Origin of the sequence: Hyphomonas sp. NPDC076881 (assembly GCF_050269995.1) — a bacterium.
GTDB lineage: Bacteria > Pseudomonadota > Alphaproteobacteria > Caulobacterales > Hyphomonadaceae > Hyphomonas.
The window spans coordinates 228,957-250,688 of sequence record NZ_JBNNJJ010000001.1 but is presented as its reverse complement, the minus strand read 5'-3'; the positions used below and the strand labels follow the sequence as shown (position 1 = coordinate 250,688).

Annotated in this window: 23 protein-coding genes and 1 pseudogene; 13 read left to right on the top strand and 11 right to left on the bottom strand. The window is 61.4% G+C overall.

What is annotated here, in order from left to right; genetic code table 11:
• Positions 1-14: 14 nt before the first annotated feature.
• On the bottom strand, positions 15-395 hold the full coding sequence (locus ACQKI2_RS01180; protein WP_427377907.1) for a DUF6249 domain-containing protein: 381 nt from the start codon (positions 393-395) through the stop codon (positions 15-17).
• A 178-nt stretch (positions 396-573) separates the two neighbouring features.
• Between ACQKI2_RS01180 and ACQKI2_RS01175 the strand changes: the two genes are divergently transcribed.
• The 7 genes from ACQKI2_RS01175 to ACQKI2_RS01145 all read left to right on the top strand — a co-directional run bounded on the left by ACQKI2_RS01175 (position 574) and on the right by ACQKI2_RS01145 (position 6,899).
• Positions 574-1,287 carry a fused DSP-PTPase phosphatase/NAD kinase-like protein gene (locus ACQKI2_RS01175; protein WP_427377906.1) on the top strand — a complete coding sequence of 238 codons (714 nt, stop codon included), beginning with the start codon at positions 574-576 and terminating at the stop codon, positions 1,285-1,287.
• Positions 1,288-1,351: 64 nt separating this feature from the next.
• Positions 1,352-1,669: a hypothetical protein gene (locus ACQKI2_RS01170; RefSeq protein ID WP_427377905.1), complete on the top strand. Its 318-nt coding sequence runs from the start codon at positions 1,352-1,354 to the stop codon at positions 1,667-1,669.
• A 122-nt stretch (positions 1,670-1,791) separates the two neighbouring features.
• Positions 1,792-2,067: a hypothetical protein gene (locus tag ACQKI2_RS01165; protein ID WP_035599546.1), complete on the top strand. Its 276-nt coding sequence runs from the start codon at positions 1,792-1,794 to the stop codon at positions 2,065-2,067.
• A gap of 109 nt (positions 2,068-2,176) precedes the next feature.
• On the top strand, positions 2,177-2,563 hold the full coding sequence (locus ACQKI2_RS01160; protein ID WP_427377904.1) for an MAPEG family protein: 387 nt from the start codon (positions 2,177-2,179) through the stop codon (positions 2,561-2,563).
• 107 nt (positions 2,564-2,670) lie between these two features.
• Complete coding sequence (locus ACQKI2_RS01155; protein ID WP_427377903.1) at positions 2,671-4,017, top strand: TldD/PmbA family protein; 1,347 nt, start codon at positions 2,671-2,673, stop codon at positions 4,015-4,017.
• Positions 4,004-5,122 carry an inositol monophosphatase family protein gene (locus ACQKI2_RS01150; protein WP_427377902.1) on the top strand — a complete coding sequence of 373 codons (1,119 nt, stop codon included), beginning with the start codon at positions 4,004-4,006 and terminating at the stop codon, positions 5,120-5,122. Before ACQKI2_RS01155 ends, ACQKI2_RS01150 begins: the two co-directional genes overlap by 14 nt.
• Complete coding sequence (locus ACQKI2_RS01145; RefSeq protein WP_427377901.1) at positions 5,103-6,899, top strand: ABC transporter ATP-binding protein; 1,797 nt, start codon at positions 5,103-5,105, stop codon at positions 6,897-6,899. Before ACQKI2_RS01150 ends, ACQKI2_RS01145 begins: the two co-directional genes overlap by 20 nt.
• Here the strand turns inward: ACQKI2_RS01145 and ACQKI2_RS01140 are convergent.
• Genes ACQKI2_RS01140 through ubiA form a run of 3 tightly spaced genes read right to left on the bottom strand, consistent with a single transcriptional unit; the run spans position 6,896 to position 9,553 of the window.
• Positions 6,896-7,684 carry an enoyl-CoA hydratase/isomerase family protein gene (locus ACQKI2_RS01140; protein ID WP_427377900.1) on the bottom strand — a complete coding sequence of 263 codons (789 nt, stop codon included), beginning with the start codon at positions 7,682-7,684 and terminating at the stop codon, positions 6,896-6,898. The genes ACQKI2_RS01145 and ACQKI2_RS01140 overlap by 4 nt on opposite strands.
• A gap of 6 nt (positions 7,685-7,690) precedes the next feature.
• Positions 7,691-8,356 (bottom strand): DsbA family oxidoreductase, encoded by a 666-nt coding sequence (locus tag ACQKI2_RS01135; protein ID WP_427377899.1) that lies wholly within the window; start codon positions 8,354-8,356, stop codon positions 7,691-7,693.
• Positions 8,357-8,413: 57 nt separating this feature from the next.
• Positions 8,414-9,553 carry a 4-hydroxybenzoate octaprenyltransferase gene (gene ubiA / locus ACQKI2_RS01130; RefSeq protein ID WP_427377898.1) on the bottom strand — a complete coding sequence of 380 codons (1,140 nt, stop codon included), beginning with the start codon at positions 9,551-9,553 and terminating at the stop codon, positions 8,414-8,416.
• Positions 9,554-9,670: 117 nt separating this feature from the next.
• Here ubiA and ACQKI2_RS01125 point away from each other — a divergent pair, with 117 nt between their 5' ends.
• Positions 9,671-10,441, top strand: a complete 771-nt coding sequence (locus ACQKI2_RS01125; RefSeq protein ID WP_427377897.1) for a 16S rRNA (uracil(1498)-N(3))-methyltransferase — start codon at positions 9,671-9,673, stop codon at positions 10,439-10,441.
• Here the strand turns inward: ACQKI2_RS01125 and ACQKI2_RS01120 are convergent.
• From ACQKI2_RS01120 to ACQKI2_RS01105, 4 genes and pseudogenes are all read right to left on the bottom strand, one after another.
• Complete coding sequence (locus tag ACQKI2_RS01120; RefSeq protein ID WP_427377896.1) at positions 10,438-10,968, bottom strand: dihydrofolate reductase family protein; 531 nt, start codon at positions 10,966-10,968, stop codon at positions 10,438-10,440. The genes ACQKI2_RS01125 and ACQKI2_RS01120 overlap by 4 nt on opposite strands.
• 69 nt (positions 10,969-11,037) lie before the next feature.
• A complete protein-coding gene (locus ACQKI2_RS01115) occupies positions 11,038-12,261 on the bottom strand; it encodes a DNA adenine methylase (protein WP_427377895.1) in 1,224 nt (407 codons plus the stop codon).
• Positions 12,251-13,051 (bottom strand): hypothetical protein, encoded by an 801-nt coding sequence (locus ACQKI2_RS01110; RefSeq protein WP_427377894.1) that lies wholly within the window; start codon positions 13,049-13,051, stop codon positions 12,251-12,253. The genes ACQKI2_RS01115 and ACQKI2_RS01110 overlap by 11 nt, the downstream gene beginning before the upstream one ends.
• A 45-nt stretch (positions 13,052-13,096) precedes the next feature.
• Positions 13,097-13,279: pseudogene (locus ACQKI2_RS01105) on the bottom strand (DUF6891 domain-containing protein); the annotation flags it as partial.
• 332 nt (positions 13,280-13,611) lie between these two features.
• On the opposite strand from ACQKI2_RS01105, the gene ACQKI2_RS01100 reads away from it, so the two are divergent.
• The 3 genes from ACQKI2_RS01100 (at position 13,612) to ACQKI2_RS01090 (ending at position 17,904) form a co-directional block, all read left to right on the top strand.
• Entirely contained in the window at positions 13,612-14,988 is a 1,377-nt protein-coding gene (locus tag ACQKI2_RS01100) for a glutamate--cysteine ligase (RefSeq protein WP_427377893.1), read from the top strand.
• Between the two features lie 38 nt (positions 14,989-15,026).
• Complete coding sequence (locus ACQKI2_RS01095) at positions 15,027-15,701, top strand: SOS response-associated peptidase (protein WP_427377892.1); 675 nt, start codon at positions 15,027-15,029, stop codon at positions 15,699-15,701.
• A gap of 178 nt (positions 15,702-15,879) precedes the next feature.
• Positions 15,880-17,904 carry a peptide MFS transporter gene (locus tag ACQKI2_RS01090; protein ID WP_427378038.1) on the top strand — a complete coding sequence of 675 codons (2,025 nt, stop codon included), beginning with the start codon at positions 15,880-15,882 and terminating at the stop codon, positions 17,902-17,904.
• 61 nt (positions 17,905-17,965) lie between these two features.
• Here the strand turns inward: ACQKI2_RS01090 and ACQKI2_RS01085 are convergent, their stop codons facing one another.
• On the bottom strand, positions 17,966-19,252 hold the full coding sequence (locus ACQKI2_RS01085) for a mechanosensitive ion channel family protein (protein WP_427377891.1): 1,287 nt from the start codon (positions 19,250-19,252) through the stop codon (positions 17,966-17,968).
• 103 nt (positions 19,253-19,355) lie between these two features.
• A complete protein-coding gene (locus ACQKI2_RS01080; protein ID WP_427377890.1) occupies positions 19,356-19,892 on the bottom strand; it encodes a pseudouridine synthase in 537 nt (178 codons plus the stop codon).
• Positions 19,893-20,094: 202 nt separating this feature from the next.
• Here ACQKI2_RS01080 and panD point away from each other — a divergent pair, with 202 nt between their 5' ends.
• Positions 20,095-20,451, top strand: coding sequence for an aspartate 1-decarboxylase (panD, locus tag ACQKI2_RS01075; protein ID WP_035599562.1), 357 nt, complete (start codon positions 20,095-20,097; stop codon positions 20,449-20,451).
• A 13-nt stretch (positions 20,452-20,464) separates the two neighbouring features.
• Here panD and ACQKI2_RS01070 read toward each other — a convergent pair whose 3' ends face one another.
• Positions 20,465-20,869 carry a MerR family transcriptional regulator gene (locus ACQKI2_RS01070; protein WP_427377889.1) on the bottom strand — a complete coding sequence of 135 codons (405 nt, stop codon included), beginning with the start codon at positions 20,867-20,869 and terminating at the stop codon, positions 20,465-20,467.
• Positions 20,870-20,930: 61 nt separating this feature from the next.
• Here ACQKI2_RS01070 and ACQKI2_RS01065 point away from each other — a divergent pair, with 61 nt between their 5' ends.
• The gene (locus ACQKI2_RS01065) at positions 20,931-21,725 is read left to right on the top strand and encodes a MauE/DoxX family redox-associated membrane protein (protein WP_427377888.1); all 795 of its coding nucleotides are present in this window, start codon (positions 20,931-20,933) and stop codon (positions 21,723-21,725) included.
• Positions 21,726-21,732 lie beyond the last annotated feature (7 nt).

The following is a 21,732-nucleotide window of genomic DNA, read 5'->3' as shown; positions in this document are numbered from 1 at the left end:
CCACCAGCCTGAGATTACTCGGCCGGGGTCTTGTCACGGCCAAATGCCCAGAGGCCAATGTAAGCGATACCGATGAAGATGGGGAAGCAGGCAACCCCCAGCATCGGGGTAAGGGCGTCAGCTTCCTCAGAGCCGATCAGACCGGCCAGAACCGCAAAGGCCGCCCCGAACGCCAGGAACAGAACGCCCCGGCGAAGGTCAGCGCGCACCGGGTCGGTCAGCAGGGACATCTTGTCCATCATCTCAGGCGACAGGGCCTGGCCCTTTTCGATAGCAAGGCGCAGCGTTTCATGAACGGTATTGCGCTTGCGGGCGTTGAAGTGGCTGACGATCCACACAATCAACGCGGGTGAAAGAAAGAGAACTACCGGGACGATGACGTCTTCCATATCCATTTCCTGATGCTCCGGAGAGGCTTTTCTGTTGCGGCGCCAGCGTGATTACCGGCGTATCTGCCCGTAAGATGCTGCCACTGCGGATTTCAGATGCAGGGCCTGTGAAAAAAACTTCAGGCTGTGGAGAATGCCCCCATCTCTTGCCCCAAAGGCCGGTGCAGCCTAAGCGCGGGATGAGATGGTCAAGATTACCCCAAAAAGCCTGCGCAAGTCTCATATTGCGCCAGACCTCGCCACCCGCGAAGGCCGCGCCCGTGCGGGGCGGGAGCTGTATCTGGGCGATCATGGCTTCCTGCGGGTGTGGTTTTCAAACCTTCACCAGGTATCGCCGGAGATGTGGCGGGCCAACCAACCCTCTCCCAAACAGGTGATCGCCCACGCGCAGGAACGGGACATCAAGACGATCCTGAACCTGCGCGGCCCCACCACCAAGGGATTTTACCTTCTGGAGAAAGAAGCCTGCGAGCAGGCGGGCATCGACCTCATCGACTTCCAGATGTTCTCGCGGGAGCCGCCCACGGTGGAGAAGGTCTTCGCGGCACGAGACCTCTTCGAGCGCATCCGCTATCCGGCCCTGATGCACTGCAAATCCGGCGCAGACCGGGCCGGTATCATGGCCGTTCTCTACAAGCTGCTGCGCGAGAAGGTACCCTACGAGGAGGCGATGGAGCAGCTTTCCGGGCGCTATCTACACATCCGCCATGGTAAGACAGGCGTGCTGGACGCCTTCTTCGAGGCCTATGCCGCGTTCAATGCCGGCCGGCCGCGCGACGACTGGAAACCCTTTCTCGACTGGGTGGCGGAGGATTACGACCGGGCGGCGGTCAAGGCGGAATTCCTTCAGAAACTGGGCAAGGGACCAAAGCTCGACGAGATCCTCCGCCGGGAATAGCGCTTTCCAGCGCCCCGGATTCATGCCAGCACATCGCGCTGAGGGATCGAGGGAGTCTTCCGACATGAAAGCGGGAATCGTTGCCGCCATTGCAGCGCTGGCGCTTACCGGCTGCGGCCTTGCGGGGCCGAGCGATCACAAGGTTTTGGTAGATGCCTGCGTGGCGGACGGAGAGTCCGAGGCGACCTGCGGCTGTATCACCACCGCGATGGAAAAGAATCTGTCGCCAGAACTCTTTAAGAAGACGGCGCAGGCCGTGGGCCGGGACAAGAAGGACATGATGACCTTCGTGGGGGAGCTGACCGTTCAGGAACAGCTGTCTTTCTCGGCGGTTCTCGGCGACATGTTTGCCTGTTCCCTGACCGGGGAGCCGGCTGAATAAGGGCATTGCTGCGTGTCCGGCTTGCGTCCCCTGACGGAGCAGCCGAGTGTGGCAGGCGCTGGTTAAGGTGACGCGACGGCGCGTTCAGCCTAGAATGGGACTGAAACAGGAAGGGGATGTCCATGAAGTTCATTATTATCAACAGCTTCCGAACGATGGTGTATGTCGCTTACATCTCCATCATCATCGGAGGCATTGCCCTTGGTATTTACCAGAAGGGCGAGTTCACGAACGAATTGCTGGGCCTGTCGGGTGGCCTCGCCCAGCTGGCAGACTTTGCGGTCTTCGCCTTTGGCGGCTGGGTTGCGGCCAGCCTTATCTGCGGCCTGATCGTCACGCTGCTGGACATCCGCGACGACATCAACGACCGCCTGCCGGACGCCCGCCGCGATATGTAACGACAGGTCTGGTCACAACTGGCCAGACTCAGGATCATATGCCGTCAGGTGTCGCCACCTGGCGGCATTTTCATAACAATCGATACACCAACCGGGAGGAATACGGGTCATGACCCCCATTGCTGCGGCTGCCATCTATACCGGCGTCAACATTCTCATTCTTTTGTTCCTGTCCTTCCGGGTGGTTGGCCGCCGCCGGTCGGCCCAGGTCTCCCTCGGTACGGGCGGGGATGCTGACCTTGAGGCCCGCGTCCGGGCGCACGGCAATGCCGCCGAATACATTCCGGCCACCATGCTCGGCCTGTTCATCGCCGCCAGTCTCGGCGCGCCGCTCTGGGCCGTTCATGCCATTGGCGGGGTTTTCACCTTCGGCCGGGTGCTTCACGGCATCGGTCTGTCGGGCAACATCCTGGCCCCGCGCGCGCTCGGCATGGTGCTTACCTGGCTGGGCATGCTGGCGTCCGGTGTGGCCGTGATCTGGCTCGGGCTGTCCTGATTTTGTCCGGAACTGTCCGGATTTGTCCATGAGGTGACCGGGCCTGACCGCCCCGCGTCCGCATCGGGCCTGTTGCACCCAGGCCCGGTGCGGTCCATTTACGCAAGATGCCTGATTCCGAAATTTCTCCCGAAAAAACCCTCTCCGACCTGCTCGACCAGTGCCGCAAGGCCGGGGCTGATGCTGCCGATGCCCGCCTCGGAATCGCTGATGGCGTCAGTGTTTCCGTGCGTGACGGCAAGCTTGAAAGCATCGAACGCGAAGAAAGTGCCAGCATCGCCCTGCGCTGCTTCTTCGGCAAGCGCCAGGCCAGCGTCTCAGGCGCAGATCTTAGCCGCGACGGCCTCAAAGCCCTCGCCGAACGCTGCGTTGCCATGGCCAGAGCCGTTCCCGAAGACAAATTCTGTGGCCTTGCCACCCCCGAAGAACTGATCACCGGCACCGCTGATCTGGACCTTTCGGGCGAGCCTGAAATCTCTGCAGAAGCGCTCGAACGTGAAGCAATCACTGCAGAAGCCGCCGCCCTCGCCGTTCCCGGTGTGAAGACCGTGGCCGGCTGCGGCGCCTCATGGAACCGCTCCGCCCGCTGGGTGGCCGCCACCAACGGCTTCCGCGCTTACAAGACCGGCACCTCCACCAGCCTCGGCCTCTCCGCCGTTGCCGAAAAGAACGGCCAGATGGAGCGGGACTATGACAGCTGGTCCGTTCGCTTCACCAAAGACCGCCCCAGCGCGGAAGAGGTCGGCAAGACAGCCGGCGAGCGCACCATCGCCCGCCTCGGCGCCCGCAAGATCGAGACACAGAAAGCTGCCGTCATCTTTGACCGCCGCGTGTCTGACAGCCTGGTTGGAGCCCTCCTGGGCGCCATTTCCGGCCCTTCCATTGCCCGTGGGGTCAGCTTCCTGAAAAACCGCCTCGGCGATCAGGTATTTGCCAAGGGTATCTACATCACGGACGACCCGTTCCGCCCCCTCGGCATGGGCAGCCGGGTGCATGATGGCGAAGGCCTTCCCGTCGCCGAAACGCATCTAATCGAAGATGGCAAGCTGACGACCTGGCTGCTGAACCTGCCGTCCGCGCGCCAGCTTGGCCTCAAGTCCAACGGCTTTGCCTCGCTCGGCTTCGGCGATCCGCCCGGCGTGGCGACCTCCAACGTGTATCTGCGCCCCGGCAAGGACAGCCCCGGCGCCTTGGCCAAGCAGATCGGCAAGGGCCTCCTGGTGACCGACATGTTCGGCCCCTCGATCAACCCCAATACCGGGGACTATTCGGTGGGCGTGGCCGGTTTCTGGATTGAGGGCGGCGAGATTGCCTGGCCTGTCTCCGAAGTGACCGTGGCCGGCGACCTGCCGTCGATATTTGCCCGGATGATCCCGGCGAATGACCTGGAACTGCGCTCGACGCGCGACGCTCCGTCGATCCTCATCGAGGACATGAACCTTGCAGGCAGCTGAGCGGACCCTCACGCAGGATCTCGAACTGATGTTGGCGCTGGCCAAGGAGGCGGGCGACCTGGCCCTCTCCTACACGCTGAAAGGCGGCGCAGAAGCCTGGAATAAGACCGGCGGCAAAGGCCCAGTCACGGAAGCAGACCTTGCCGTGAACCGGCTCTGCCTGAAGCAGTTGCAGACGGCCCGGCCCGAATATGGCTGGCTTTCCGAAGAGACTCTGGACGATCCGGCGGCGCGGGCACGGTCTCGCGTCTGGGTGGTCGATCCGATCGATGGCACCCGCGCCTATATCAATGGCGATCCGCACTGGTGCATTGCGCTGGCCATCGTGGAGGAGGGCGAGGCGGTCGCGAGCGTTCTCTACGCGCCGGCGCTGGGCCAGATGTATTCGGCCCGCAAGGGCGCAGGCGCTTTCCGCAATGGCCGCGTCCTGCGCGCCTCTCAACGCAAGCAGGAGGAGGGCCTGCGCCTGATTGCCAATGACGGCGTGGTGACCCATCCTTCCTGGCCCGAGCCCTGGCCTGAAGTGGAACTTGCCCGGCCCAAGCCGAATGCCACCCTGCTGCGCATGGCCTTTGTGGCCGCCGGAGACTGGGACGCGGCCCTGGTTCTGGGCGAGAAGGCAGACTGGGACGTGGCCGCCGGCGCCGTGCTCGTCACCGAGGCAGGCGGGCGGGCAACCACGCATCTGGGCGAGCCGCTGGTGTTCAATCAGGCCGTACCCGCGCAGCGCAGTGTCGTGGCCTCTGGAAACGCGCTGCATCCTTTGTTAGTGCGCCGCGCAGAAGTGGTAAAAATCCCAGACCCTCAGGCGCGAGCCGCCCAACCCCTGCCTGTCCCTACGGAGCCAAAACGGATGAATAGCGCGAAAACCGGCAAACAATTGCTGCATATCGTCTTCGGCGGTGAGCTGAAGGATGTGACTGATGTTGAATTCGAAGATCTTTCCCAGATCGACTTCATCGGTGCGTTCCCCAACTATCAGGAAGCCTACGACGCCTGGAAAGCAGCGGCGCAGCGCACGGTAGACCAGGCCGAGATGCGTTACTTCATCCTGCACGCCCACAAGCTGCTGGACCCCGCCACGGGTGACCATCATCACGTCTGATACGCCTCCTGCGCCAAAGGCTGCCCGGCAACGTTCGCTGACGCGGCTGTTCACGGCGCATTTCTGGCCGCAGCGGGGCTGGTTTATCGCAGGCACGTTGCTAGCCGTGGTCTCCGCGGTTTGCAGCATCGGTTATGTGGCCGTGCTGGACTATGTCGGCAACGGCCTGCAGGCGGGGATCGAGCGGCAGGCCGCCGGCCAAGCCGCGCCGCTGGCCTGGATATGGGCAGGCATTCTCGCCATTGTGCTGCTGACAATTGCGCGCGCCCTGTCCATGTATGGCATGACCTTGCTCAACAATACCGGCGTTCAGCGCGGCCTCGTGGGTGTGCAGAGCATTCAATATGATGCGCTCACCGATGGAGACTTTGCCCGTGTGGCGGGCGATGCGTCGGGCGGCTTCGTCTCGCGCTTCATCAATGATGTGGTGGCCATCCGCGAAGCGGCGCTGCGCTTTGCCAACAATTTCGCCAAGAGCCTGACAACCGTTATCGGCGTTCTGGTCTGGCTGTTCTGGAAGGACTGGCAACTCGCCCTGATCATCGCCGTGGTTTACCCCCTGGCGCTGGGGCCGGTTGTCTCGCTCGGAAACTCCGTGCGCAAACGGTCCAAACGGGCGCAGGAGCAGACAGGCGAGATAACCTCTCTGCTGACGGAGGGGTTGCAGTCTGCCCGCGTGGTGAAGGCTTACGGCCTTGAGGACTGGCAGAAGGCGCGGGCCAACAAGGGCTTTGCCGAACGCTCCAGCCTTTTCCTGAAGGTTCTGTCCAAGCGGGCAGGGGTTGATCCCGTGCTGGAAGTGTTCGGCGGCTTTGCGCTCGCCGCGCTGCTTGGCTTCGTGGCCTGGCGGATTTCAGAAGGGCAGAGCACGCTGGGCGATCTGCTGGGCTTCATCGGGGCGATTGCGATTGCCGCGCCCGAAGTGCGCGCGCTGGGCAGTATCAGCGCCGTGGCGCAGGAAGGCGCCGCCGCCGCTGACCGCGTGTTTGAGATTGTGGACGAAGCGCCGAAGGTGGCCGATCGCGCCGGGGCCAGATCGCTGAGCGGTGTTCGCGGGGAAATAGCGTTCAGGGATGTGCGCTTTGCCTATCCGGACGGGACGGTCGCGCTGAAGGGGCTGAGCTTTGCGGCCCAGCCCGGAGAAACGGTGGCGATTGTCGGCGCCTCGGGGGCCGGCAAGTCCACCGTCTTCAACTTGCTCATGCGGCTCTACGATACCTCGGCGGGCAGCGTGGTGATCGATGGCGTGGATGTGCGCGATGTGACGGGCGCCAGCCTGCGCGCGCAGATGGGGCTTGTGGCGCAGGACTCCGCGCTGTTTGATGACAGCATCGCCAACAACATAGCGCTTGGCCGCATTGGCGCTTCGCGCGCCGAAGTCGAAGCGGCGGCGCGCGCGGCCAATGCGCATGACTTCATCAGTACGTTGCCGGGTGGGTATGATGCGCCAGCGGGCGAAATGGGGCGCAATCTCTCGGGTGGCCAGCGCCAGCGCGTGGCGCTCGCCCGCGCCATCCTGCGCGGGGCGCTCATCCTGTTGCTGGATGAGGCGACCTCAGCGCTGGACGCCGAAAGCGAAGCGAAGGTGCAGGCTGCCCTGGCGGAATTCAGCAAGGGACGCACCGTGCTGATCATTGCCCACCGCCTCTCTACCGTGCGCGCGGCAGACCGTATTGTGGTGATGGAAGATGGCCGCGCGGTGGAAGAGGGCACACATGACGCGCTGATGGCGGCCGGCGGCGCGTATCGCCGGCTGGTGGAGCTGCAGCTCAGCTAGTCGCCGGTAAAGTCCGGATCGCGCTTTTCGAAGAAAGCTTTGACGCCTTCGCGGAAATCATCCGTCTGCTGCATGAGAGCAAAGGCCTCCAGATCACGATGTGCGGTGGCCTGGGCAAGGGCGAGGGCGGCCACGTTCACGTCCTGCTTCACCATCTTCAGCGCTGTTGGCGGCAGTTTTGCGGCTGAGGCCGCAATTTCCTTTGCTTTGGCCAAGGCGCTTCCAGGCGGGGCGAGATGATCATAGAGGCCCCAGGACAGGGCTGTCTCAGCGCCAATCTTTTCGCAGAGACCCGCGATGCGCTTCGTCCGCGCCGGGCCGGCCAGCGCGACGAAGCGCGGGATGGAACCCCAGCTCATGTTCATGCCGCGCTCGACCTCGGGAACGTAAAAAGTGGCCTCTGAAGAGGCAACGCGCAGGTCGCAGAAGGCCGCCAGCGCCGCGCCGCCGCCGACGCACCAGCCTTCGATGGCGCAGATTGTCAGCGCGTCCACCTGTTCCCAGGCGGCGCACATATCTGGCCCATTGCGCAGGCGAATGCGGCGTTCCGAATAGCCGAGCTTGCGGACATCCACACCTTCGGGATCTTTCAGATCAGCGCCAAGCGTGAAGTTATCCGCGCGGCCAGTGAGGATGACGGCAGAAATGGCCGGGTCGCCGTGAAAGAGTTTTGCGGCTTCCGTCAGCTCACGCATCAGTTTCTGGCTGAGGGCGTTTGCTTTTGAGCCAGTGTCGAACGACACGGTGGCGACGCGGCCTTCTGTTTCAATTCGCACAAGGTCCATGGCGTATCAACCCGCGGGGCGTTCTTGGGGCAACTGGCTGGCAGCGTGCCGGATGAAGCGTTCCAGCTTCTCCGCGCTTTCGGCGCCCTGCACGGCGACGCGGAGGTTGGCGATATAGGTGGGCACGCCGGAAATTCCCATCTCGCGGAACATGTCTGCTTCCTGACGGGTCGCCTCGACGTCCGCTCCGGATTTCAGCAGATCGGCGACAATATCCGGGTCCAGATCAATCGAGCGGGCGACATCTACGAGGACATCATGGCTGCCAATATCCCGCGCCTCGTTGAAATAGGCGCGGAAGAGGGCCTCCTTCGCGGCGGCGCCCTTGCCCTGGCCCTGCGCCCAGCGGACGAGGCGGTGGGCATCAAAGCTGTTGGGGCGATGGGCGATGGCGTCGAACCGGTAGGGGATGTCCTCGGCATTGCCATAATCCACCAGCGCCTGGCGCATCATCGCCATCCGCTCCTTGCCTTCCGGCGAGGTGACGCGGCTGCCCATGTATTCCTTGTAGTTGACGCCTTCTGCCGGAATGGTCGGGTCCAGTTCATAGGGCCGGAAAAGCAGCTGCACCTTGATGTCCGGTGTGCGCGCGATGGCGGCCTCAATGCGGCGCAGGCCCAGCCAGCACCAGGGGCAGACAAGGTCTGATACCATTTCGATGGCGACGGTCATGGGCAGTGTCCTCCTGGCAGCGGGCTCGAAAGGACTATAGCGCAGGATATGGCCGCGTCACTGCTCGGGTGAGGGCGCGCTAGGGTTTCCGCGTTTCTCCGCCTCTGCAGCCAGGGCTTTCTCCAGATCACTGGCAAACCAGGTGTAGGGATGGCGCGGCGCGGAAGGCTGCGCCGGCTTAAGGCCGAAGGGCATGTCAACGGCTGGCGGAACGGTTTCATGGTCCGCAAAGACACGGCTGCCGGAGCTTTGCGGCACCAGGGCGGCGATCAGGAAACCGGCGGCCACGATGCTGCCGGCCTGAACATTGGCCTTGAACATGGCGAGGGCTTTTTCCTCGCCCCTAGTTTTCAGCGTGATGGCCTGCCAGGCGCCATGGGCGAGGAAGGCGAGCGCTGTCACCGCGCCTAGGCGGCCGGCGCCCTGCGCGTAGGCGGCCAGCGCGATCAGGGCGGCGGCGCCAAGATGAAACCCAAAGGAAATCAGCACGGCCTGCCTGCCAAAGAGGCGCGCCGTGGAGCGCACGCCGATCAGGGCGTCGTCTTCGCGGTCCTGCAGGGCGTAGATCGTGTCATAGGCAATCGTCCACAGGACGAGGCCGAAATAGAGGATGTAGGTGGGCGGGGTGATGACGCTGGCGGTGGCCGCGCCGACGAGGACGCCCCAGTTGAAGGTGAGGCCGAGCCAGGCCTGCGGCCACCAGGTAACGCGCTTGGTGTAGGGGTAGATAGCCACCAGCGGCAGGGCGAGCAGGGCAGTGATCTTCGCGTCCCAGGGCAGGGCGAGCCAGACGAGGAACCCGATGCCAAGCTGCGCCAGCAGGAAGAGGTAAGCCTGCTTGACTGAGACCGCGCCCGACGGGATCGGCCGGGCTGCCGTGCGGGCAACCTTGGCGTCGAACTCCTTGTCGGTGATGTCGTTCCAGGTGCAGCCGGCCCCGCGCATGACAATGGCGCCGATCAGGAAGAGGACAATCCACAGCGCGTCGATGGGGTGCAGCCCCGTGCCGAAGCGGGCAAAGCCGAGACCCATGACGCAGGGCAGGAACAGGAGCCACACGCCCACCGGCCGGTCCAGCCGCGCCAGCATGGCGTAAGGCTGCCAGGCTTTCGGCAGGCTTCCGAGCCACCCCGGCAGGGCAGAATCGGCGGGAACAGCGAAATTCCCGGGGTTTTCAGGTGTTTGCGGCGTGCTCATCAGGGTGAGATATAGAGCATTTGAAAAGCACTCGCACGGGTTGTGATTTCAAAACCACAGGAAGTTGCGCAAAGGCCACACCTTAACAGGGGCGCAGGCGCAGCTTATAGCACGGGGATGGCTACGATCCCCCGTCTTTATGTTGATGCGCCGCTGGTGGCATCTGGTGTGATTGCGCTGGATGACGAGCAGTCGAACTATCTGTTGCGTGTTCTGCGGCTGGAGGATGACGCGCCGGTGCGCCTGTTCAACGGGCGCGACGGGGAGTGGACAGCGGCGGTCAGAAAGGCATCCGGCAAGCGCGCGGAAGTGACACCCAGCGGACAAATCCGGACACAAGATGGACAAATCCGGACAGATCTGACCCTGCTTTTTGCCCCGGTGAAGAAGGACCAGACCGACCTCATCATTGAGAAGGCGACCGAGCTCGGCGCCGCGCGGATGGTGCCCGTGCTGACCGAGCGGACCCAGACGCGGACGGTGCGCACCGACCGGTTCCGCAAGATCGCGCTGGAGGCCGCCGAGCAGACCGAGCGGCTGGACCTGCCGGAGATCCTCGAAGCAGCCACGCTCGACGCGGCGCTGGGCGCCCTGCCGGAGGGCATGGCGGTGATCTTCTGTGACGAGGCGGGCGACGAGGCCGAGGCCCCCTGGGGCGGAGAAGCGGGGCGCGCGCGGCCGATGCTGGAAGTGGTGGCGGGGCTCAAAGGGCGCCCTGCCGCGATCCTCACCGGGCCGGAGGGCGGGTTCACCCCGGCCGAGCGGGCGTTCCTGCGCGGGCGGGCGGAGACCCATCCGGTGAGCCTTGGCCCGCGCATCCTGCGGGCGGAGACGGCGGCGATCTCTGCGATGACGCTGTGGCAAGCGGTGTGCGGGGATTGGGGTTAAGCCGGCACGTAAGTGAGGCGGATCACGTCTGCGCCGATGCGGTCAGTCGCTGTGAGGCGGAGGCGGGGGCGCGGGCCGGCGAAGTAGGGGGCGCCTTTGCCGAGCACGACGGGGTGGAGGTAGATGCGGTATTCGTCGATCAGGCCGAGCTGCGTGAGGCTGTTGGCGAGCTGCGGGCCGGAGACTTCCATATAGCCCTCAAGGCGGGATTTGAGATCGCGCACCGTGGCTTCCAGATTATCTGAAACCAGCGCGGCGTTTGGGCCGACCGATTTCAATGATCCGGACACGACCCATTTTGGCTGTTTGCGCCATACCTCTGCATATTCACGTTCAGCCTCTTCCCAGCCGGGCTGTTCCTCATCCCAATAGCGCATCACCTCATACATGTTGCGGCCGTAGATCGTGCCCGCCGAGGCGCGGACATCTTCGATGAAGTGCCGGAAAAGCTCCGCATCCGGCGCAAATTCCATGTGATCAACATAGCCGTCGAGGGATTGGTTGAGCGCGTAGATGAGTTTGGCCATGCGGGATGCTTTTTGGGGGCTTGGGATAGTGGGTATCGCTTCGCTCAACCCACACTACGGCTTGCTGCGCTACTTGTTCCAAGTTGCACTGACGTCAAATTCGATAAGCTCTTTTTTGGAGTTCCGCTTTCTGATCGCCGTGACTTTTACATCCGAGAACCCTACCTCTTTCATGAAGTCGGCGTATATTTCTTCTGCACTAACTAGCGTTCCGTAGAATGTGGAATTTCCAACGATGTAGTGAACTCTGCCCCCTGGCCGCATTACCGTCGAAAGGGCAATAAAATGCTGACGCATGTCTACAAAATACTTTTCAACGTAAGTTGCTAGAAGCTTCGCATGCTTGTTTTCTGCGGTCGCGATTGACCGTGTGGCCAGTTCAACAGTGCAATTGGTGTTCGGGGTGTCAGCCTTCCAATCACTCAAGCGACTTGTTGCGATACCCCAAGTTCCCCCAATAGCTTGCCAATCTAGCTCACCAGCATCGCGAGCTTCGTTCAGGTAACCTAGCCAATACATGTAAGGCCGTAGCTCGCGAATGTATGACATACGGTTCACGTAAGGCGGAGAAGTTACGACCAAATCGAATGTTCCGACCTTATCCGGCGTCAATGTGCGAGCATCCTGCAACAGGACATCACAGCTAGCTGTCACTGGTTCTGGGGCGGAGTGCAATACAGCTTCGACGTCATTCAAAAATACTGACGCATAGTTTACCCCTAACTCTAGTTCGGGCGCTGGTGCTTTGAAAGACATTGACTGATGGTTGAAGGCTGCATTTGATAACTTTATCAGTGTGCGGCAGAAGGCAATCAACAAAAGATTCTGCTCAGGACTATTTAGCTCTGACAAGTCTTCAATGCGTTTCCGCGTGGCCAACAAGAAATCAACAGTCGGTTGTGACCACCAGCGTTCAATGTTGTGGATTGGGGGAGGCAAAAGGTCTGACTGTTGCCTCCCTGAAACCACTTTCGAGGCGAGCTTTTTTGTTCGGTCCAAATCTACTTTGGAGTATGATGCCACTTTCGCTTGTGCCAACCATACTAGAAACGGATTGATGTCAGCGGTTGCTGAATCGAAACCATTTGTGACTGCAGTCAAAGCAGTTGTGCCGGTCCCGCAAAATGGGTCTAGCACACGCGATTTGCTGGCTTCGGCCCTGATAATTTCTTCAACTACACGGACGGAGTATGCGGGTGTCAGTCGAAGCCAACCATGCCGGCCCGATCCTACGTTAAATTTGTGTGTATAGTCAGCCCTCTGACGTAGTGCTTGTGACATATCAATTGGCATCCAAAAGCTGCTTCAGCACCAAGTCGATTTCCATCTTTAAGGCATCCGAATTTCGTGAGAAAAAACTCGCGAGGTCGTATCCAACGACTTTCTTCATAAAAGCATAGGTTGATCGCATCTCATCATCGGACAAAGAGCCGATTATGATAGACCATTTCTCGCCGCGATACCTCGACAATATGTCGCCATCAATCTGTGTTGAGAGAATTACAGCACACGGAAGGTATGTGTTCACATAAGCCGTGGCGGCATTTGCAATGTCGGCATTTTGACGCTTACTGTCTTTGCTCTTGTAGCCTTGCCGCACTTCAAAAACTGCCCCGGTCAAGGCGGCAGCGACCGCTGAATTGACCCCCAGATCAGCAGCCGATTTCTGGACCCATGCCTCGACACGCTTTCTGGCTGCAGCATCCTTAACAGCGTCAAATTGAATACGCCCGTCAAGATGCAACGTCCGAGTTTTTCCGCCAGCAATAGGTATCGAATAAGACCAATTTGCCTCGTCGGCAGAGAGGCCTAATTGATCGATCAAGATTTGACGGAATAGTCTTTCACATCCTATTCCGACCTGACGATAAATGCTGGTCATTCCCCCGGCTGCTTTGTGAGCGGCGTACATGAGAGGATTGTCCAAGCCGAACCAACCGTAAAGAGGGTCAGCCTGATATAGACTCTGAAAAGTCAGAAGGTCGTAACCTTTTTCACGACCGTTACCCATTTTGGGGCGGTAACTTGCGCACACGCGAATTGGATCGACTAGTATCTTCAAGTACTCAGCGTCATTCTTCATGTCGTTGTATCCTGCCATCTTCTGTCTTAGGCAGCCAAAAAGTAGTTACCAGCGCAGCGCTCTAGTTTGATTCTGTAAAAACCAACGCTTGATCGGCTTCGGTGTCTGGCCTTCCCAGCGGCGTTGCCAGGTCAGCGAGACGGCGACGCGGTGGTCTATGGAGCCGTCCCAGTCCGGGGTGAGGCCGACGGCTGTCAGAGCGTAGAGCAGGCGCTGGCCGATGGCGAGGGATTTCTCTTCCGTCTAGTCTGGTGAGGCGGTGCCATAGCTGAAGTCTAGGCCGTGGATGGCGTTATTGGTGTCCAGCTGGAGGTATTCACGTTCTTTTGCGCGTATTCGGGCGCTCCTGAGGCAGGCGGTAGCGGGGACACGATACCCCCGCTTGGGGCAGGTTGGAACGGGGACATTCTGGAGATTTCCACAGGGAAGGGCGCCGCAGATACGCGGCTTCCGCTGGAAATAATGACGCCTCCGTTCAAGATTTTGCATTCCCCCGTTGGCGTTGCCTCATTTCAGCCTTATGTCCCGCTCCGGACAAACTGTTTCAGGAGCGCGCCGCGATGACCACGCCAACGAGCGACATCGACGAAGCCTCGCCGCGAATCTCGGGCAAGTACGAGTTGGTCGAGTATCTGGAAGGCGGCTCCAAACCGCGCAGCGACTGGGCAATCGGCACCGAACACGAGAAATTCGGCTTCATCTGGGATGGCCTCAAACCGCTGCCCTATGAGGGGCCTGCGTCCATTCTGGCGATGCTGGAAGGGCTGCGCGACCGGTTCGGCTGGGAGCCCATCCTGGAGGGCGGATACCTGATCGGCCTGAAGAAGGACGGCGCCAGTGTCAGCCTTGAGCCGGGCGGGCAGTTCGAGCTGTCCGGCGCGCCGCTGAAATCCATCCATGAGACCTGCGTGGAAGTGGGCCGGCACCTGACCGAGGTGCGCGAGATTGCCGAGCCGCTGGGCATCGGCTTCATTGGCCTCGGCGCCAGCCCGATCTGGAGTATGGCGGAAACGCCGGTGATGCCCAAGGGCCGCTACAAGATCATGACCGCCTATATGGACAAGGTGGGGCGTCTTGGCCGGCAGATGATGTTCCGCACGTCTACCGTGCAGGCGAACCTCGATTTCGGCTCCGAAGCGGATATGGCGCAGAAATTCCGCGTGTCGCTGGCGCTGCAGCCGCTGGGCACGGCGCTGTTTGCCAACTCGCCCTTCCTGGAAGGCCGCACGAACGGCTTCCTTTCTTATCGCTCGCATATCTGGACCGATCTGGACCCCGACCGCACGGGCATGCTGCCCTTCGTGTTCGAGGATGGGTTCGGGTTTGAGCGCTATGTGGATTACGCGCTGGATGTGCCGATGTATTTCGTGCGCCGGGGGGGCAAATATCTGGATGCCTCCGGCCTCAGTTTCCGTGACTTTCTCGAGGGCAAGCTGCCGATCCTGCCGGGCGAGAAGCCGGCGATGGACGATTTTGCCGATCACCTCTCGACCATCTTTCCCGAAGTGCGCCTGAAGCGCTTCCTCGAGATGCGCGGCTCTGATTCCGGGCCATGGGACAGGCTGTGCGCCTTCTCGGCCTTCTGGACGGGGCTGTTCTATTCGCAATCCTCGCTGGATGCGGCGTGGGACCTGGTGAAGGGCTGGAGCGCGGCAGAGCGCGAGGCGATGCGCCAGTCTGTGCGCACGCTGGGCCTGAAGACGCCGGTTCCCGGCGGGCGGACAATGCAGGATCTGGCCAAGGACGTGCTGGCGATCAGCCGGGCGGGCCTCAAAGGGCGGGCGCTGTCTGCGGCGGGCGACGACGAGACGGGTTTCCTCACCGGGCTGGACGAGATTGCCGCCTCGGGTGTGACACCGGCAGAGCACCTGCTGCAACGCTATCACGGGCCATGGAACCGCGATGTGCGCAAGGTGTTTGCCGAAGAGGCCTATTGAGACTGGCGCGCGCCGGAGGCGCCCGGTAGCCTGAACCCATGTGTGGCCGGTATTTTCGCGAAGAGGTGAGTTGGGAGGAGTTTTTCCCCTGGGTGGGTGTGTTGCCCATTCCCGGCGTGGAGCCCCCTGAGGCGAACTGGAACATCGCGCCGACGGCCATTCAGCCGATTGTGCGCCTCAATTACGATGGATCGGCCCGCGAGATGGCGCCCATGCGCTGGGGGCTGGTGCCGAGCTGGTGGAGCAAGCCGCTGAAAGAGTGGCGGGCGATCAGCTTCAATGCGCGGGCTGAAGAGGTGGCGGAGAAGCCAACATTTCGCGGCGCCTTCCGGCACAAGCGCTGCCTGGTGCCGGTGTCGGGCTATTATGAATGGTCGGTGCAGGGAAAGACGAAGACGCCGTTTGCCTTCCGCCTGCGCAATCGCCGCAATTTCTGTCTGGCGGGATTGTGGGACGCCGCCCTGATCGATGGCTCGGAATTGCAGAGTTTCACGATCCTGACGACCAAACCCAATGACTTCACCGCCGGTATCCATGACCGGATGCCGGTGATCCTGCGGCCGGAGGATTATGACCGCTGGCTGGACCCGCGTTCGGGCGATCCGTCCGGCTTGTTCGAGCCCTTCCCGAACGAGGATATGGATGCCTGGCCCATCGGCCTGGCGGTTGGCAAGGTGAGCAATAATTACCCCGGATTGCTGGACGAGGCATGAGACGTTACCGGCTTTGAAGCTGCACGGGGCATGAGCACGCGCGGGCGCTGCCTGTCCTAATGGCAGAAACTCCCTTGAGCGCCTGCCCGGCCCGTGGTCAAACCTTCGACACAATTCGGCCCGCCATGGCGCGCCGGCATAGAGTTTCAGTGCGCTGGGGAGCCTATACGTGACAGATATGACTGTGCCGCCTTCGGAAAAGAGCTTTCTGGGCCATCCGAGGGGACTGGTAATCTGCTTTCTCACCGAGATGTGGGAACGCTTTTCCTATTACGGGATGCGCGGCCTGCTGCTGCTGTACCTGACGCAGCATTTCCTGTTTTCGGATGAGCGATCGAACGTGATCTACGGCGCCTATATCGCGCTGGTCTATATCATGTCGATTGTCGGCGGGGTCTTGTCGGACAAGTATCTCGGGCAGCGCAAGGCGGTGACGTTCGGGGCAATCCTGCTGGTGCTTGGCCATTTCGGGATGGCATTTGAGGGCAGCGGTTCACGCGAGACACTGATTACCTCAGCGGGCAATTTCGAAGTTCAGGCAGAAGGCCGGGATAACCGCCGCCAGCTGTTCCTGGATTATGAGGGCGAAACACGCCGGGTGGTTTTCGACTCCACGCAATTTGCGACGCTCGGCGATGAGCGCATCCTGCCTGTCAATGATGCCGGTGTGGGGGATTACGAAATCCAGCGCCGCACCCGTGGCTTCATCGAGAACATCTGCGCGCTGGTAAACCTTGGCTGCGCCGGTCCTGAGCCGGAGACTGTCCTTGTCCTGAACGGCGAGCGCTTCCACGTTGAAGAAACCGATGAGGGCATGATGGTCGAGCGCCTTGGCCAGATGGTGCCTCTGGTCGAGCGGAGCGAAACCGACATCCTCGTGCTGGCCGATGCAACGACAGCGGGCCAGCCGGACATTTCCGCACCCGTTGCCGTGTTTGAGCACGGATCTTACTCCACAGAGGTTGTGCAGCAGTCGCTGTATGTGAACATTCTCTATATCTCCCTGGCGCTGATCATTGCCGGTGTCGGCTTCCTGAAGCCGAACATTTCCACAATCGTTGGTGATCTTTACCCGGAAGGGGACCCGCGGCGCGATGGCGGGTTCACCCTTTTCTATATGGGGATCAACCTCGGTTCGTTCCTTGCGACCTGGACCTGCGGCATCCTCGGCATCGTCTATGGCTGGGCATGGGGTTTTGGCGCCGCAGGGCTGGGCATGCTGTTCGGCCTGATCGTGTTCCAGTGGGGGCAGCCCTGGCTGGACGGGAAGGCCGAACCTCCCGCGCCCGAAAAGCTACGCGAGAAGGTGCTTGGTGTGATTACCGTCGAGACGGCGTGCTATACGTCAGCCCTGCTGATCGTGGCGGTGTCTGTCGCGCTGCTGATGAATGCCGGGATCGTCAATACGCTGGCGATGATCACGGGCATCGGCATGTTCGTGGCCCTGATCGGTTACTCGATCCTGCGCCTCAAAGGCGCGGCGCGCACCCGGATGTGGGCGGCGGTGTACTTTGCCATCGCGCAGATCCCGTTCTGGTCGCTGTTTGAGCAGGCGGGGTCTTCGCTGACGCTGGTGACGAGCCGTCTGGTCGATACCAATATCTTCGGGTGGAATGTGCCGACGCCGGTGTTCCAGTCGCTGAACGCGGGCTTCATTTTCCTATTTGCGCCGCTGGTGGCCTGGCTGTGGGTGTGGCTGGCGCGGCGCGGCTGGGAGCCGTCAACGCCGGTGAAATTTGCCATTGGCGTGTTCGGTGCGGGGCTGGGTTATCTCGTGCTGGTTGGCGGTATGTCGAGCGTGGGAGCAGCAGCGTTGACGCCCGTGTTCTTTATCTTCGCCATTTACTGGATCCATACGATGGCCGAACTGATGCTTTCGCCCGTCGGCCTTTCGGCAATGACGAAGCTGGCGCCGGCCTCACTGGTTGGCCTGTTCATGGCGGCGTGGTTTGTCTATTCGGGCCTGGGCAACGCCATGTCCGGCGTGATCGCGGCAGCAGCGGGCGCAGAAACTGTTGGTGGACAGATTATCGACGTGGCAGGCGCCAAATCGAATTACATCCAGGTGTTCTCGTCCATCGGATACATCGGCATGGTTATCGGTTTCCTGATGTTGCTGATGGCTCCCATCGTGAAGCGCTGGATGGCCGAAACGCAGATCGAGGAGCGGGCGCTCAGCACGGACTCTGTCGGGCATAACTGAACGCAGCGATGGCTGCCGGAAAAGAAACGGGGCGCTCCGATGGGGCGCCCCGTTTTGCGTTTCAGCTGTTGTCTTCGCCGAGTTCGCTGTCTGACGATGCCTCTGCGCTGGTGGAGCCCTGCGCGCCGGATTTGCCGCCGGCTGGCGGCGGCAGACGCCCGGCGGGGCTTCTGCCTTCCGGCGGCGCCATGATTTCCGGCGGGTCGGGCTGGTTCAGATAAATCGTCTGGCTCGGGAACGCGAAGGCGGCGTCATTGCGCTCGATGATGTCCATCACCGCATAGGCGAAATCTTCCTTCACCTTCAGCCACTCACCCCAATTGGTGGTTCGCGTGAAGGTGTAGATGAGGAAATCGATGGAGCTGGCGTTAAACTTGTCAACGCGGACGAAAAGGGAAACCTCCGGCGGCTTGGCGATGCGGTCATCGTTCATCAGCCAGTCTTCGATTTCCTGGCGGATCGCCTTGAGCTGATCCACGGTGGTGGAATATTCGACACCCACAGCCCAGGTGATGCGCCGATGCGTCATGCGGGTGAAGTTGGTGACGGCGGCATCGGCCAGCTTCGAGTTGGGCACATAGACCGGGCTCTGATCAAACCGGCGCACCAGGGTGGAGCGGAAATTGATCTGCACCACCGTGCCTTCGACCACGCCATCAACAAGGATCCATTCGCCGGGTACGAAGCGCTTCTCGCCAATGATCAGGAGGCCGGAAATCAGGTTGCGGAAAAGATCCTGCGCGCCGAGGCCAACGGCAATGCCGAAGACGCCAAGACCGGCCAGCAGCGGCGCAACGGCGATGCCCCATTGCTGGGCCACGGCGCCAAGGCCGAGCGCCACAAGAATGAACTGCAATGCCTTGATCATCCAGTCCACAGCCGGGCCAGAGAGGGATTGTTTCACATCCCCCAGCACATATTCGAGCACCCGTGCGGCACGCGAGAGCGACCAGAAGATCGTCAGTGTAACGATCGACTGGATAATGCGGCTGGCATAGAGTTCAACGGTGGGATCGACGTCCAGAACCTGGATCGAGGCATAGATGCCGGCGACAATCGGGATAATCTTCAGCGGGGTGGAAATCGCCTTGACGAGCGCGTCGTCGATTCTCGTGGTCGAGCCAGCAGCCCAGTTGGTGATCCAGACAACCAGCGTGCGCGCAAACAGGCCCCGCACAATGATTACAAAGCCCATGATCAGGAATACGGTGATGATCTGACCGAAGGTCAGCCCATAGGCGCCTTCATTCCAGATGCCGCCGATATAGTCGGTCGCATCGGTTGCCCAGCCGGGAGCGTTGCGGTCCCACCAGTTGCCAAGTTCATTCACCACGGGTGGAGCCGTCATTATCAGTCCCCTTGCCTGGATTCAGTTTCCTGCGCTGGCACCTAGGCCCTGAAGATGACAATGTTAACCGCCGGGGCTGTATTTTTTCGGTTTTTCCGGTGTTTTACGCTCGGCGCCACTCGCCGGGCGCGAGCGTTCCGAGTTCCCATTCTCCAATCCGTGTGCGGATGAGGCGTAGAGTCGGGTGGCCCACGCCGGCCGTCATCCGCCGCACTTGCCGGTTGCGTCCCTCAGTAATCGTCAGTTCGATCCAGGTGTCCGGCACCGACTTGCGGTAGCGGATGGGCGGATCGCGCGGCCAGAGGTTTTCCGGCGCCGCGATGATCTGCGCGCGCGCGGGGCGGGTGCGGCCATCCTTCAGGTCAACGCCGCGGCGCAGCGCCTCCAGCGCACTTTCGGCAGGGCTACCCTCGACCTGGGCAAGGTAGGTTTTCGGCATCTTGTGTTTCGGGTCGGCGATCCGGGCCTGCTCGCGCCCGTCATCCGTGAGGATAAGAAGGCCCTCACTGTCAAAGTCCAGCCGGCCGGCGGGGTAGACCCCGGGAAGGGGGATGAACGCCTTCAGCGTCGGCTTGCCGCTGCCCTCATCGGTGAACTGGCTGAGGACGCCATAGGGCTTGTTAAGCAGGATAAGGGTCATGGCCGCCCGTTTGCCTTGGGATATACCCCTCCGTAAAGGCCCTGTGCCAATGCATTGCCTGCTGAAAAGGTAATGCATCTGTTTACATACCGCGGCTTTACGGCCCGCATATTGCAATGCAATAAGCCCTTGCTCCGCGATGGGGCGACCCCATATTCTCGTTATGAGCAAAAGAGCTCATGATGTTCTGGAGGCCCGGATCTTGATCCTCAGCATGCTCAAAGCAAAGCTCCACGGCGCAACTGTCACCCAGTGTGACCTGCACTATGAGGGCTCGGTGTCCATCGATCAGGACCTGCTCGATGCGTCCGGCATTCTGCCGCATGAGAAGGTGGATATCTGGAACGTGACCAACGGCGCGCGCATTCAGACCTATGCGCTGGAGGCCCCCCGCGGGTCACGCACCATCGGCGTCAATGGCGCGGCAGCCCGCCACTTCGCTGTGGGCGATACGGTGATCATCGCAGCCTTCTGCGGCGTCGAGGCCGAAAAAGCCCGCCAGCATGCCCCGACAGTGGTGCTGCTGGGCGAAGGCAATGAGATCAAGCGGGCCCAGTAAGCAGGCGCCCGGCCTAAACCTCAAACGCTGCCAGGATCGGGCAAACTTCCGATTTTCCTGAAGCACATTGGCTGGCCAGTCTTTCCAAGCTTTGCCGGGCCTGTTGCAGGTTCGCGATCTGCTGGTCAAGCTTGGCCATCCGCTGCTCGGCCATTTGGCGGGCGCGCGCGTGGTCCTGGCCGGAGTCCAGCGCGATCAGCTCGCGTATCTCTTCCAGCGTGAAACCGGCCTGCTGTGCCTTGCGGATAAAGCGCAGGCGGCGGACGTCTTCGGCGCCATAGCGGCGCACGCCGTCCTGGCGTGAAGGCGTGCCGAGAAGGTGCCGGCGCTGATAGAAGCGGATGGTTTCGACCCCCACGCCGCCCGCCTGCGCAAGCTTTCTGATCGTCAGCATTTTTCCCTCTTGATTCTGTACCATGGTACGGAACTTATATGTGTGTCTGGCCGCTCCATAACAAGATCGGGAAGGAGACCCAGATATGCCTGCCCAGTCCCCAAGCGTCAGAGAGGCGAGGCGGGCCCGCCTCCACCGGATGGTGATGCCGGGCCACACATGCCCCTACGGCCTCAAGGCAAAGGATCTACTCAAACGGTCGGGCTTTAAGGTGGAGGATCACCATCTGGAGACGCGGCCCCAGGTCGATGCGTTTAAGGCCGAGCATGACGTGGCCACCACGCCCCAGATATTCATCGGGCACGAACGTATCGGCGGCTATGACGATCTGCGCCGCTTTCTGGGCAAGCCCGTGGCCGATCCCAAGGCGCCGAGCTACCGGCCCGTGATTGCACTGTTCAGCATGACGTTTCTGATGGCGCTGGCGGCGAGTTTCGCCGTATACGGAACACCCTTCACGGTTCGCGCCGCCGAATGGTTCATTGCCTTCAGCATGGCGGTGCTGGCGCTGCTTAAGCTCCAGAACATCGAAACCTTCGCCACGATGTTCCTGAACTATGATCTGCTGGCCAAACGGTGGGTGCGATATTCCTACATCTATCCCTTTGCCGAAGGGCTGGCCGGTATCCTCATGATTGCCGGGGCGCTGACATGGCTGTCAGTTCCCGTTGCGTTATTCATCGGTACGGTGGGCGCGGTCTCGGTGTTCAAGGCGGTCTATATTGACCGGCGCGAGCTGAAATGCGCCTGCGTTGGCGGGAGCAGCAATGTGCCCCTCGGTTTCATCTCGCTGACCGAGAACCTGATGATGATTGCCATGGCCGTCTGGATGGCGCTCGGCGCGCTGGGCGCTCTGCCGGCCTGGGCGCACGGGATGTAGACCGGGC